Raw genomic sequence first — 13243 nt, forward strand, 5'->3', positions numbered from 1 at the left:
ATCTAATGTATTGTGTTTTTAAATTGGGACAAAAAAATTCATTTCACGGTAAATTTGTAAGTTTCACCGTGATTTAAGTATCTCACCTGAGTTTCTAAACCTGCTGCTGCAACCGCCTGCATAAAATCCTCTAGCGGTGACTTGAAAACTGTGTAATCGTTATAGTGAATCGGTATAGCAGTATGGGGAGCAATAATTTTAATTGCTTGTACTCCCTGCATTGCATCCATAGTTAGGAGAATGCCAAATATTTTTGTTCCTCCTAGGTGCAGTAGTGCAAGGTCAATGTCAGGGTATTTTTGGGGAATTTCTTTTAACTCTTCATACAAAAGTGTATCGCCGGTAATGTAGAGGCGGTATAGAGTTTCTTGGGTAGAATTTTGAAACTCTAACATACTGCCCATTACAGGCGGAAGTAGAGCATTGATTATACCAGGGCCGTGTCTTCCTGGCATAGCGCTAATTCGCAGTGAATTATTGCCCTTGGTAACAGTTATACTTTCCCAAGTATCAAGTGCTTGCGTTGCTTTAAATCCTTTTTGTTTCAGCTTATTTGCTGCATGAGGGGTTGTGATAATTGGTAAATTTTTGTCGAGTTTTTGCTCGACAACGCGGTCAAAATGATCCTCATGCATATGCGACAGCACAATTAAATCTAGGGGTGGTAACTCCGCCATTTCTATTGCTGGATTCGTTTTCCGAGCCGAGCGGATGCCATAATGCAGATGCACGTGTTCTCCCTTGTGGAGAAAGTTCGGGTCGGTAAGTATTGTAAATCCTGCATAGTGCAAAAGCACAGTTGCAGTGCCAATAAATAAGATTTCACCCGTTTCAATATCTGCTTTGTTGCTGTCTGTAGGCAAGACAAGTTGAGTAGGGTTGTCCATCATATCGTGTTCAGCTAAAGACTGATTGTGAAGGCAGCACAAGAGAGAATTTTCAGCTTTCTGCACGAAGGTGAATAAATCTCACGTGCAAATATTGAATCTTTGACTACTAGTTCACCCCACTACTTGAGAGCATTCATCGTCCTAAAGACACAGTTATACAAATTCAAAATTAAGAATCCAAACCGGACAAGACTTTGAGTCTGTGTATCTGTCGCATTCTTTTTTCAAATTGGTGTTACACGTAGTACAGGTTCAAATTAAACTGTAATTTTTATCTGGGCAGTCTACATGATTATTGATCCTTCACAAATTGATCCTAGAAATACTTACCAATTACTGATTGGCTCGATTGTCCCCCGGCCGATCGCTTGGGTGTCTACAATTGCTAGCGATGGTACGTTAAATCTTGCGCCTTTCAGTTTCTTTATGGGTGTGGCTGCAAACCCACCAACTTTAGCCATTTCTTGTGGTTCTCGTCGTGGGACAAAAAAAGATACGCTAGCGAATGTAGAGCAGTCAGGAGAATTGGTAGTCAACATCGTAGTCGAAGAATTAGGCGATCGCATGAACCTAACTAGTGGTGAGTTTCCGCCTGATGTTGATGAATTTCAAATTGCAGGGCTAAACCCTGCGCCTTGCAAACGCGTGCGTGCGCCGCGAGTGGCTGAGTCACCAATTAATATTGAGTGTGTACTCAAACAAGTAATTTATGTTGGCAATGAAGGTAGTGAATCGGGATTAATTATCGCTGAAGCCGTGATGTGGCACATCCGCGACGATTTACTTACACCTGAAAACACCATTGATATTAGCAAACTACATGCGATCGGTCGTCTCTCAGGGAATTGGTATACAAGCACTCACGATTTATATCAAATTACTCGTCCTGATACCCAGCAGCCTAAAACTTGAGCCACGCCGTACTTGGTATAAGTAATTATTCACTACCACCTGATAAATACTTGTGCTACATTAAGTAGTGGGATAGTAATACATTAGCAAAGCTATGGTTCGGGTTCTGTATGCCCGTCTGGTGCGCCAAACTCTGGATTGAGCGTATACCGCCGAGCAATGTGTTACTGATTAACCGTTTGATTAGCTCAGTGGTAGAGCAGCCGAAGAGGTCGGACGTAGGTTCGAGTCCTACATCAAACACCCTGGAAGTTAGCTCAGTGGTAGAGCAATCGACTAATAATCGATGTGTTACAGGTTCGATTCCTGTACTTTCAACCACAAACCCTGTCTGGGTCAAAAGACAAATTTGCGGAATAGAGCAGCGGTAGCTCGTTGGAATTAGTATCCAAAGATCAGTGGTTCAAATCCACTTTCTGCCCCAAAAACCCCGTCCGGGTCAAAAGACACTACCCTGTCACGGTAGCCCATGTAACTTAATGCAAAACTCTGCGGTGTAGGTGCTTACTACTAGCGATCGCTCTGCGATCCGAAGTAGTAACAGTGAAGGAGCTAGAGCAAATGTTCTCTCCCTAACTTGAGTATGTCCCTTCCTTTATCATATCTGGTTTCTCTGCGGATATTCTGGAATTGGCAAGGCGAACGGCATATCTGAGCGCTGTTTTTCTAGGTTACCTTTGGGTAATTTAGGGAATTTAGCAGTTCTCTTAATCCAGTTTTGGAGACGCTATTTGCCCGCAACTGAACTGTAAACACCTACATTTGCAGAGTTTTAAAATATCATGTAGTATATGTAATACAAAAGCAATTAAGTTTATAACTGACTGAAGTAGGTAATGTAACACAAAAGTATTTTTCTCTTGGCTGTACAAAAAATTAGCTCAACGAAAATAGAGGGTAAATTTTCTCAGCCAAAGTTACAAATATTGTGATCAAACCTGCTGCGGCAGCTATGACTACCTCAATTAACTATGCAATTTTCTATGTGGAAGACTTTCTATATCAAACCTAATGAAATTGGTATTTTATATCATCGCAGTGATTTTAAAAGAATCTTACAGCCTGGAACCCATACTTATTTAGGTTGGCATTGGCAAGTAAAAACCTATGACCTTAACCAACCAGAAGCTAATATTAATAACTTGGAATTATTAATAAGAAATCACAATGCACAATTACAAGAATATCTATTAGTAGTAAGAACTGCATTTAATCAAGTTGCTTTAGTACGTGTGGGGCAAACTTGGGTAAGCGTTCTACCCAATCAATTGCGGGCTTTTTGGCGTGGTTTTATTGAAGTTGAATCTTATATATTTAACTTAGATGAAAGTTTAGAATTACCTGCTGAATTTGTACAGCAAGTACGTCTAACTACGATAAATGGGCTGAAAAAGTTCATAATTTCTGAGTATGAAATTGGGTTGCTGTATGAGCAAAATAACTTTGTGCGCCCCTTAGAACCAGGAGATTATGCTTTTTGGACTGTGAATCGAGATGTTTCGGTTCGCTCTTTAAGTCGAATTGTTCCTAATCCTGGCTTTCCTTTAGAAGATGTATTAATTGAAAAACATCCGGAATTTGTAGCGGCTTACTGCGAGACTGTACAATTACAGAACCAGCAGGTAGCAATTGTACGCTTTCAAGGAAAAGTAATTGCTATCTTAGCACCATGCGATCGCAAACTTTTCTGGCAAGGTGTTGCAGTCGAAGTGATTGACATCAGCACCGATGCGAAGTTGCCATCTCGCTTGGTTGCAGAGTTAGTAGCAGGTTTACCAGAGGCTTTATCTTTGAGCCGTAATAGTTTGCATATTTGCGAAGTACCAACACAGCACGTAGGCTTACTGTACATTGATCAAGAATTTCAAACTCAACTACAGCCTGGAAAGCACGCATGGTGGGTGTTTGGGCGTTCTTGGCAAACGCAAGTCTTTGATTTGCGTCAGCAAACTCTCGAGGTTTCTGGTCAAGATATCCTTTCTAAGGATAAAGTACCTTTGCGTTTAAACTTAACGGCTGGTTATCGCATTCTCGACCCCCTGAGAGCCAAAAACGCTTTAGTAGATATCACTGGCTACTTATACAAAGAGCTACAGTTTGCTTTGCGTGGCGCAGTTGGTGAAAAAACTCTGGATGCGTTGCTAGAGGATAAAGGTGCAATTGATAGAAGCATCTCTGAATATATTCGCCAGAAAACCGCAGACTATGGAATTGAAGTAGATTCCGTAGGGGTAAAAGATATTATTCTCCCTGGTGAAATCAAGACGATTTTGAGCAAGGTAGTAGAAGCAGAAAAAGCTGCTCAAGCTAACGTAGTTCGCCGTCGTGAAGAAACTGCTGCTACTCGCAGTATGTTAAATACTGCCAAGGTGATGGAAGATAACCCCGTAGCTTTGCGGTTGAAGGAATTGGAAATACTAGAAAGAATTGCTGAGAAAATTGAAAAAATTCAAGTTAATGGCAGTTTGGATAGTATTTTAACCGAGGTAATTCGGATTAATCGGGAGTAGGGATTGGGGACTAGGGATTAGGGACTGGGGAAAGGGAAAAGGGTAAATTACAACCTGTTTTCTTTCCCCTTTTTCTTTTTGTAATGCTGTATTGATTTTGGATTTTTAAGACAAAATCGAATAATGTTTGCGACACATCAATAATATTCTAGAGGGCAAGGCACTGCCCATTGGTGTCAACTTAACGTGAAACCCGCTTGGTTGCAAGGTTTCGCCCTCACCCTGTGCCCCTCTCCCTCAGGGAGAAGGGAGCAAGAGATTCAATTCCCCTTCTCTCTCAGGATACAGCTGGCGAATAGGGGGTAAGAGATTCAATTCCCCTTCTCTCTCAGGGAGAAGGGGTTAGGGGATGAGGGCGCGAGGTATTTGTACAACGCCCGCCCTATATAGCTTTTAGCTTAAGTTGACACCAGTGGGCACTGCCTTGCCCCTACAATCTTTCGCATGATTTTTCCAAATTGGCATAGTTCAAATTTCGCTTGGCGTTATTAGTATTTATAAAGCTGCTCAATCCACATAGATACATCAGCTTCGGAGCCAGAAGAGAAAGATTTGCCTGTAGCGGGATCGTAAGCTTGCCAATAGGTATTACCTTGGCGGTCAAGTTTTTGTACTACTTGTAATTCGTTGGGATCTGCCGTTAGTGTTGCGATCGCATTTTTGCAGAAATCAGAAAAGGCTTGGCAAATAGATGTGAAAATATCACTTCTGAACTTTCTATTGAAAATTATTTTGCTGGTTTGCAATGATCTAATTTCATTTTTCATAACAGTTTCTCGATAGATGCTCTCTATAACAGCAACTCTAACAACACCTGAGTAAACAATCTAATAATGGCTTGCATAGTTTCTATAAATGGTATTTATAGTTGGGGATTAGGGATTGGGGACTAGGGATTGGGGAGATGAGGGAACAAGGGGAAAATTACAATTACCAATTACCAATTACCAATTACCAATTACCCAATGCCCAATGGCACAATTTAAGATGTTCTAAAAGCGATCGCATCAATTGACCATGAAACTCTTTCAACTTCGAGCGGTAGTTGCAGTAGCAGATTGCGGTAACTTTAGTGAGGCTGCTTTGACATTGCAACTTTCTCAACCAGCAGTGAGCCATGCCATTGCTACCTTAGAAGAAGAATTGGGTGTACCTCTATTTGCTAGGGGTCGTCATGGTGCTGTACTTACGCCTGCGGGAGAGCGTATTTTATACCACGCGCGGCAGGCATTGCAACATTTGGAGATGATGGAACGGGAAGCCGATTTACATAAAGGCTTGCATGGTGGTCATGTAAGAGTTGCAGCTTTTCGCAGTGTGGCTACCCATTTACTACCAAAAGCGATCGCACAATTTCACGAAAAATTTCCAGAAGTAGCTGTCACAATCATAGAATGTCCAGCCTTCCCGGATGTAGAACAATGCTTGCGAGACGGACGCGCGGATATTGGGATTACTTGTCTCCCTACTAGTGATGAATTTGAAGCCTGGGAAATTTTCCGGGATGATTATGTAGCTTTGATTCCGCCACAGACAAAAACTAAAAGGGAGGAAATTACCTGGGAAGAAATCGCCGCCTATCCACCAGTATTGCTTCCCTGTACACCTTGCGGACGGATTCTGCACAATCACCTCAAAGTTGTAGAAATCCCGATTCATACCGCTACCGACATTCAGGAAGATTCTACTGTTGTGAGTATGGTTAACCAAGGGCTGAGAGCAGCTATTATGCCCAGGCTAGCAGCAGTTCCGATTCCCCCAAAAGTGCAAGTATACAGTTTACCTGTACCTTTAGAAAGAATTATTGGCGTTGCCATTTTATCAAAAGCTCTTCATGTGCCGGCAGTATTCACTTTTTTAGAAATGCTGAGAAAATTTGATTTTTATAGTTTGGCTCAATTTATTTATTGATAATTTGGCAATTTTATATTATTTGTTAAAATTCATTTGATTTAGATGCTTAGTTTGTTTGACGAGGTGAGTATCTAATTTTTTACAATTAATTTTGTCAAAATAATTTATTTCTTTACCCGCTTATTGGATTTCATCAAATTTCTCACAACTAAATCATGCACTACCAAATTGTTGACAATCTGACTGAAAATCAGATTTTAGAGTTAGTAGATTTATACAAAAACGAATTTTGGAGTAAAAATCGTAAATATCAAGATGTAGTCAAAATGTTGGCGGCATCAAATATTATTATTGCTTTTGTTACTGATAGCCAAGAATTGATTGGTTTTACCCGCATTCTGACAGATTTTGTCTATCGGGCAACCATTTACGATGTAATTATCAAACCTACTTATAGAAAAATGGGGCTTGGTGCTAAGTTGATGGCTGCAGCCATCAATCATCCCCAGTTGCGAGAAGTTGAGCAAATTGCGCTTTATTGCTTACCAGAGATGATGCCCTTTTATCAACGTTGGGGCTTTACAACTGAAGTAGGCGAACTGCGGCTGATGTATCGTTACCTGTAGGGATTGGGAACAAGCAGGGGGGCAGGGAGCAGGGAGCAGTGGGGAAAAATAACAAACACCAATTACCAATTACCCATTACCAATGCCCTATGCCCTATGCCCCATGCCCCATGCCCCATGCAGAGGTACAATTACTGTGCCTTTAATTAAATTTAAAGATGTAGGTACGATATAGCGCCAGTATAATCTGCTTACTCGGATATATTTTTCGCTTAGATGTACTTAATGTTCCCGGAGTGATTATAACTAGAGTTATTATTTAAAACCGTCAAAATTTAAACAATTGACTAGTAACAACTAATGGTGAACTCTAGCCTCGTGACCACAATCTATGTCAATTCCGTACAGGGGAATGATGCCAACGCTGGTTCACGGTTGAGTCCCTTTAAAAGCCTCACCCGTGCCTTAAAAGCCTCTACACAATCTACTATTATTCAATTGGGTTCTGGGACATATAGCGCCGCTAGTGGTGAGATATTTCCCCTGATTATCCCTGCGGGGGTGATTGTGGTGGGTAACGAAGCCAGTAAAGGTGCTGGTATTGTGATTATTGGAAGTGGTACTTATCAGAGTGCTAGCTTTGGGGCACAAAACGTGACGCTGCTATTGCTAGATGATGCTAACCTTCGGGGTGTAACTGTGACAAATAATACGCCTAAAGGTACTGGTGTCTGGATTGAGTCGACTGCCCCCACTATTGCTAACAATACATTTATTAATTGTGCAAGGGAAGGTATATTTACCACAGGCACAGCGAAACCTGCAATTTTAGATAATGTATTTTTGCAAAATGCTGCCAGTGGGTTGACGATGGCACGTAATAGCAAGGGTGAAGTTTTGCGGAATGTTTTGCAAAAGAATTCTATCGGCATAGCAATTAGTGATGCTGCTGCGCCTTTGGTGGCAAATAATAAGCTAACAGAAAATCAGACTGCGATCGCACTTTCTCGCGATGCTAAACCAGTGTTACGCCAAAATGTAATTACCAATAATTCCCAAGGCGGTTTGTTGGTAAATGGCAATGCATTTCCCGATTTAGGGAGTAATCAAGACTCTGCTGGTAATGTTTTTCGTGATAATCAAGTATTCGATTTACAAAATGTCACATCTGGGCAGCTAATTTCTGTTGGTAATCAATTAAATCCCAGCAAAGTTAAAGGCGCAGTAGATTTTCTCTCTTCATCGATAGAAACCCCCTCCCAAGTATCACTAGGCACTAGTTTTTATGATCTAGGTGGGCATTGGGCAGCAGCTTATGTAGAAGCCTTAGTGAGCAAAGGCCTAATCAGTGGCTTCCCAGACGGTTCTTTTAAACCAAATTCCCCGATCACTCGTGCCCAGTATGCTGCTATAATTGCCAAGACTTTTCCACCTCCCAGCAGTAGTAAAGCCAGTAATTTTACGGATGTCAAACCAGATTTTTGGGCAGCATCAGCCATTTCGCGGGCGGCGAATATGGGTTTTATTAGTGGATTTCCTGATGGGACTTTTCGACCGGGACAAAACTTAACAAAAATTCAGGCAATTGTATCTATTGTGAATGGATTCAAATGGAGTGGGGGCAACCCAAATGTGTTGACTGTATATGGCGATCGCGCTCAAATTCCTAGCTATGCCACTAATGCGGTGGCAGTGGCTACCCAAAAGTTATTGGTAGTCAACTATCCAAAAACCGAACAGCTAGAACCATTGCGGGATATTACTCGCGCGGAGGTAGCTGCAATTATTTATCAGGCATTAGTTGCTATTGGTCAAGAAAAAGCGATCGCCTCGCCTTACATTGTCAACCCTGATGTTGATATCCCCTCCTTCAGTGATTTGAAAGGACACTGGGCAGAAGCTTTTATTCGCGGCTTAGTCAGCATGGGCTTAACCACAGGTTTTGCCGATGGTACCTATCAACCAGATAAACCCATGACTCGCGCCCAGTATGCAGCTTTAGTGGCAGCGGCCTTTAACCCAACTGCTAAACGCGCAGCCATCGATTTTACTGACGTACCCAAGAATTTTTGGGCTGCTAAAGCCATAGAAATTGCCGCTAGCGGTGGTTTTGTGAGTGGATTTAGCGATCGCACTTTCCGCCCCGATCAAAATGTCCAAAGGCTACAGGTAATTGTCTCTTTAGTAAATGGACTAGCCCTACCAGCAGCCGATAGCAATACCTTAGTTGTTTACAAAGATCGGGATACTATCCCTGAATATGCTCAGAAGGCTGTAGCAACAGCTACTCAACAGCAAATAGTAGTTAGTTACCCAGATCCTAAGCTGCTTGTGCCAGTTCGTGAAGCGACACGTGCAGAAGTAGCAGCGATGGTTTATCAAGCTTTAGCTGCAATTCAACGCACAACAGCAATTAATTCACCCTATATTGTTTCCCATACCATTAACTGACACAGTAGAATAAGAAGCATTTCCTATTAATTAAAAAAACACTTGGGTAAATCCCTTGTAATTAAAAGTACTTTAGCCTATTTGTAATGGGTAAAATTTTTAACTTATGTCTGAAGCTAACAGTTCAATGGTAACACCAGTTACAGACACATTTCCCGATTTGGCCACTGCCTTATTAACTCACTATAGCTTTGACCTGAGTGGTTATAGCGCCAGTGAGCTAATTAGGCGTTGGAAAACCCATTACCCACTTGAATGGCTACATATTGCAGTTATAGAAGCACTGTATCAAGGTCGTTATAAAGCAGTTTCCGTACAACAAATTTTAAACTTCTGGCACAGAAAAGGTCAGGCTACTTATCATTTCAACATGGAATTTGAGCGCTTAATTTGTAGCAAATTTCCTGAAAGCTTAACCGCAATTCCATCACCAGTTTTATATCCAGCTAAGAAAAACCTCTCTGTAGAAAAAACTAGCTATCACTTGTCATCTCCTACAGGCGATGCATCAGCTACTAAAGTGAATAATGACTATCGTCAAAGACAGCTTCCGCCTGTAAAAGTAGTACCTCAACCAGAAAAACCAGCAGAAATAGCAGCAGTTGTCCCCGATGAACAGCCAAGCTTACAGCCTGAATACGCTGTTGCACAAGCTAGTAATAATTCTCCTCGGTTTGTCCCTGCTGCAGCCAATCATAGCCCAATTGGGCAATTCACTCCCGAAATTAGCGATCGCACCGATTCCTTCACATCCAAACTCAAAGCCATGTCTGGTAGACAAATACCCCGCAGAAGCTTTAGCAGAGATCATTTTCTTGATGAAAATAGTGCTATTAGTTGATTGGGGCCTGGTGATTGGGTATTGGGTATTGGGTATTGGGTATTGGAAACAATAATTTTTGACTTTTGACTCTTGTACAGACGCGATTCATCGCGTCTCTTTGACTCTTAACAACCACCAATATTATTTATTCCAAACTTGCCATTTTCTTGGTTGATAAAATAAAGAACGACTGGTAATTTTGCTGGCTTTGACAGTAAATCGGAATGATTCGACAACATCAAAAGAACAGACACCTTCTTTGATATAGATTTTGGCTGTATATACACCAGCTAATAAGCAAACATAAGGCATCTGCATTTGAATTTCTACTTTACCTGGTGAAATTTTTAGAGGTTCATTATCGCTAGCAGAAGTGATATATAAAACTCGCTCATTTTGCCCAGATAAAGCTGTAATTAATACGCCTAAATTAGCATACTCAACTTCTCTATAAGCTTTACATTCTACGCATAAATAAGCTGGTTCTCCACATAGGGGAGCAGTTAATATATTACCTTGTTCATCTTTAAAGCAAAGAGAAACAATATCTACTCCTAAACTTTCGCTTTCGGGTTTCTCTGGTAAATACATGATTCCTAAGGCTGTGTCTGCACCAGCTAAACTTAAATCCTCTTCGTATTGCCGAATTACTGCTTCGGTTTCTCCAGCTTTAATTAATTTACCTTTAGCAAGATACAGAGAATTTTCACAGACGTTTAAAACAACATGGGGATTATGGGAAACTAAAATAAAAGCTGTACCTGCTTGTCTTAATTGTGCTAGTTTTTGGTAACATTTCACCCGAAAATTAATATCTCCAACTGCTAACACTTCATCAATTAATAAAACATCGGGTTCTATATGCACAGCACAAGCAAAACCTAACCTTGCAGCCATCCCAGAACTATAGGTTTGTACAGGTGCATCAATAGCATCAGCAATTCCCGCAAAGTCTATCACATCTTGAAATCTTGCTGTAATTTCTGGAGTTGATAAACCTAAAATTGACATATTAGCATAGATATTTTCTCGCCCTGTGAGAATCGGATTAAACCCAGCACCTAAAGCAATTAATGGCGCTAATTTTCCCCTAACTTTGACATAGCCAGTATCAGGATTAATCAATCCACTAATAATGCGTAATAATGTACTTTTTCCGGCTCCATTTGCGCCTATCAATCCTAAAGCTTCTCCCCGCCGTAGTTGAAAACTTACATCTTTTAGCGCCCAGAATTCTTGAGGACGTAAGGTGTCACTTCTCCGACTTACGCCGATTATTTCTGTACAAATATCTTGCACACCATATAACAACGACTGCTTGAGATTTCGACAAAATTTTTTAGAGACATTATCTACAGAAATCAACAAATCGGAATCTTGAGGCTGAATCTCTTCAAGCATTATCTAAATTACGAATTACGAATTACGAATTACGAACTGACTCTTTCCACAACAAATGGCATAGCTAATCGGAATACAATCCAAGTGACGATTAATCCTATTAAAGTAATGGCACTAACAATCAAAAACCCAGAAAAATTAGATATCACACCTGTTGTAGCTAATTCTCTGGCTGTGACTAATAGCGGAGTCACTGGATTAAGCTGAACTAAAAAACCGAATATTCCTTGTTTTGGTACAGGATAAACAACGGGAGTTAAGAATAACCAAAAGCCTGTAATTAAAGTTAAACCTCTAGATACATCTTGATATAATATCCCCAATGGAGCTAATAAAAGCCCAATAAATATTCCGAGTAAAACTAAATTAATTAACGCCACAGGTGCGAGGATTACTGTCCAAGTTACAGAAATTTTAAACCAGATAAACAATGCCACAATTAAAATTAGCTTGATGGCAAAGTTAAAAAATACTTCCCCAATTTTTGCTAAAATCAATGCTTCCCGGGGAAAATTCACTCTCGCTAACATTGGTTTGGCAACACTTACAGCTTGCACTGGGCCATTTAAAGCTTCGACAAATGTTTGCCATAATGCAGTGCTGAACATCACATAGGCTGGATAAGGTAAATCTGTAGCACCAATGTTAATCACATTAGCATCGTGAGCTAAGGTAAATCCTGCTGCCATAATTACTGGTGGTAAAAAAGCCCAAGCTATACCGAAAAATGATTGACGATACTGAGCGCTAATATCGCGTACTAGTAGCCGCCAAGCCAGTTCCCGCGAAGCTAACAAGTCACACCACATTTGTTTACCTAATCGTATGGGATGTCTCAGTTGACTTTCGGGTGTATAAATAACTTCAGGTAGCTGTGAATTTAAATTCTTCTGTCGCTTCACGATTTCTCCCTGTTACATCAGACAGATCCGAACCTAGTTAAATGTATTATTTTCAACATTTATGGCATTATAAAAGCGATAGGTTAGCAAACCTGTATTGACAGCAGTTTTCATGTATTTGCAACACATTTATTATCAGGCCACAGCAGTGCTGTGTTTCTACAATGTGTTCTATTTAGGTAAAAATTGCTGAAAACGAAAGATGAATTTGAGGTAATGGCGTGAGTACATTTCTATCAGGTGTGGCAGTATTCCTTTCTACTGTCGCTTTGTTATGTGGCGGCTATGCAGCTTACGAAGTGTTCACGCTGCGACAGACGCTAAATACTACTAGCACTAGCACGCAAACTAATACTGCTTCTCCAATTTCTACCAAACAATCAGTTCCCCCGGAACCAGAAACAACAGCATCACCATCACCAGAAACAACACCCTCACCTGCGGCTACCTCAGCAAATGCAATTCAGCCTGGACAATTTGTACAGCCTGCTTTTGGTAATAAGGCTGAAGTTGAGATACTTTCAGCAAAACGGATTAAAGATCCAGAAACCGCAAACCGTGACGTGATAAATTTACAGATGCGTATCCGTCGTCAAGCTACGGACGGTGTTGGTGGTAGCGATATCATCTCGATTGCGAATACAACAGCACGTAATCCTGACACCAGTGAAACCTATAAAGGAGTTTCTGCAAATCGCTCAACAGGAACTGTTTCTTTAGCACAGTTGCGTCCCAAAGCGTCAGCCGATGCTTATGTTTGGATTAGGGTTCCTGATGGTGTCAAAAACGTAGACCTTTTTGTGCCAGATACAGCCGCATTTAAAAATGTACCAATTTCTAATTAATACCGATTTGAAGAATGTTTACGGCATATAAAAAGATTCATCAGGTCACATATCTGTCGTATTCTTTTTTCAAATTGGTATATATAGGT

At 40.8% G+C, this 13243-nt stretch carries 11 protein-coding genes and 3 tRNA genes; 10 read left to right on the forward strand and 4 right to left on the reverse strand.

The genetic code is table 11. The annotated features are described in order from the left end of the window. Nucleotides 1-38 precede the first annotated feature (38 nt). Nucleotides 39-890, reverse strand: coding sequence for an MBL fold metallo-hydrolase (locus AACU25_RS07765; RefSeq protein WP_321206579.1), 852 nt, complete (start codon nt 888-890; stop codon nt 39-41). Nucleotides 891-1178: 288 nt separating this feature from the next. Between AACU25_RS07765 and AACU25_RS07770 the strand changes: the two genes are divergently transcribed. The 5 genes from AACU25_RS07770 to AACU25_RS07790 all read left to right on the forward strand — a co-directional run bounded on the left by AACU25_RS07770 (nt 1179) and on the right by AACU25_RS07790 (nt 4312). Next, a complete protein-coding gene (locus AACU25_RS07770; RefSeq protein WP_096574642.1) occupies nt 1179-1802 on the forward strand; it encodes a flavin reductase family protein in 624 nt (207 codons plus the stop codon). Between the two features lie 177 nt (nt 1803-1979). Further along, nucleotides 1980-2045, forward strand: a tRNA-OTHER gene (locus AACU25_RS07775). 3 nt (nt 2046-2048) lie between these two features. After that, a tRNA-Ile gene (locus AACU25_RS07780) sits at nt 2049-2123 on the forward strand. Between the two features lie 30 nt (nt 2124-2153). Then, a tRNA-Leu gene (locus AACU25_RS07785) sits at nt 2154-2226 on the forward strand. A gap of 559 nt (nt 2227-2785) precedes the next feature. Further along, complete coding sequence (locus AACU25_RS07790; protein WP_096574643.1) at nt 2786-4312, forward strand: slipin family protein; 1527 nt, start codon at nt 2786-2788, stop codon at nt 4310-4312. A 488-nt stretch (nt 4313-4800) separates the two neighbouring features. On the opposite strand, the gene AACU25_RS07795 is transcribed toward AACU25_RS07790, so the two are convergent. Then, nucleotides 4801-5079, reverse strand: a complete 279-nt coding sequence (locus AACU25_RS07795; protein WP_096574644.1) for a hypothetical protein — start codon at nt 5077-5079, stop codon at nt 4801-4803. Nucleotides 5080-5329: 250 nt separating this feature from the next. On the opposite strand from AACU25_RS07795, the gene AACU25_RS07800 reads away from it, so the two are divergent. The 4 genes from AACU25_RS07800 (at nt 5330) to AACU25_RS07815 (ending at nt 10024) form a co-directional block, all read left to right on the forward strand. Then, nucleotides 5330-6223: a LysR family transcriptional regulator gene (locus AACU25_RS07800; RefSeq protein ID WP_096574645.1), complete on the forward strand. Its 894-nt coding sequence runs from the start codon at nt 5330-5332 to the stop codon at nt 6221-6223. Nucleotides 6224-6381: 158 nt separating this feature from the next. Then, on the forward strand, nt 6382-6792 hold the full coding sequence (locus tag AACU25_RS07805; protein ID WP_096574646.1) for a GNAT family N-acetyltransferase: 411 nt from the start codon (nt 6382-6384) through the stop codon (nt 6790-6792). Nucleotides 6793-7092: 300 nt separating this feature from the next. After that, on the forward strand, nt 7093-9183 hold the full coding sequence (locus AACU25_RS07810; RefSeq protein WP_096574647.1) for an S-layer homology domain-containing protein: 2091 nt from the start codon (nt 7093-7095) through the stop codon (nt 9181-9183). Between the two features lie 106 nt (nt 9184-9289). Beyond that, nucleotides 9290-10024, forward strand: a complete 735-nt coding sequence (locus tag AACU25_RS07815; RefSeq protein ID WP_321206578.1) for a hypothetical protein — start codon at nt 9290-9292, stop codon at nt 10022-10024. Nucleotides 10025-10147: 123 nt separating this feature from the next. Here AACU25_RS07815 and AACU25_RS07820 read toward each other — a convergent pair whose 3' ends face one another. Further along, complete coding sequence (locus tag AACU25_RS07820; RefSeq protein WP_096574649.1) at nt 10148-11407, reverse strand: ABC transporter ATP-binding protein; 1260 nt, start codon at nt 11405-11407, stop codon at nt 10148-10150. Between the two features lie 29 nt (nt 11408-11436). After that, nucleotides 11437-12309 carry an ABC transporter permease gene (locus tag AACU25_RS07825; RefSeq protein ID WP_096574650.1) on the reverse strand — a complete coding sequence of 291 codons (873 nt, stop codon included), beginning with the start codon at nt 12307-12309 and terminating at the stop codon, nt 11437-11439. A gap of 221 nt (nt 12310-12530) precedes the next feature. On the opposite strand from AACU25_RS07825, the gene AACU25_RS07830 reads away from it, so the two are divergent. Beyond that, nucleotides 12531-13154: a hypothetical protein gene (locus AACU25_RS07830; RefSeq protein ID WP_096574651.1), complete on the forward strand. Its 624-nt coding sequence runs from the start codon at nt 12531-12533 to the stop codon at nt 13152-13154. Nucleotides 13155-13243: the final 89 nt, after the last annotated feature.

Source organism: Tolypothrix tenuis PCC 7101 (genome assembly GCF_963874875.1).
In the GTDB taxonomy this organism is placed as follows: domain Bacteria; phylum Cyanobacteriota; class Cyanobacteriia; order Cyanobacteriales; family Nostocaceae; genus Aulosira; species Aulosira tenue.

What these genes read in the sequence shown, in the direction of transcription:
- AACU25_RS07765 (WP_321206579.1), bottom strand. Translation starts at nt 890, where the DNA reads ATGATGGACAACCCTACTCAACTTGTCTTGCCTACAGACAGCAACAAA.
- AACU25_RS07770 (WP_096574642.1), top strand. Translation starts at nt 1,179, where the DNA reads ATGATTATTGATCCTTCACAAATTGATCCTAGAAATACTTACCAATTA.
- AACU25_RS07790 (WP_096574643.1), top strand. Translation starts at nt 2,786, where the DNA reads ATGTGGAAGACTTTCTATATCAAACCTAATGAAATTGGTATTTTATAT.
- AACU25_RS07795 (WP_096574644.1), bottom strand. Translation starts at nt 5,079, where the DNA reads ATGAAAAATGAAATTAGATCATTGCAAACCAGCAAAATAATTTTCAAT.
- AACU25_RS07800 (WP_096574645.1), top strand. Translation starts at nt 5,330, where the DNA reads ATGAAACTCTTTCAACTTCGAGCGGTAGTTGCAGTAGCAGATTGCGGT.
- AACU25_RS07805 (WP_096574646.1), top strand. Translation starts at nt 6,382, where the DNA reads ATGCACTACCAAATTGTTGACAATCTGACTGAAAATCAGATTTTAGAG.
- AACU25_RS07810 (WP_096574647.1), top strand. Translation starts at nt 7,093, where the DNA reads ATGGTGAACTCTAGCCTCGTGACCACAATCTATGTCAATTCCGTACAG.
- AACU25_RS07815 (WP_321206578.1), top strand. Translation starts at nt 9,290, where the DNA reads ATGTCTGAAGCTAACAGTTCAATGGTAACACCAGTTACAGACACATTT.
- AACU25_RS07820 (WP_096574649.1), bottom strand. Translation starts at nt 11,407, where the DNA reads ATGCTTGAAGAGATTCAGCCTCAAGATTCCGATTTGTTGATTTCTGTA.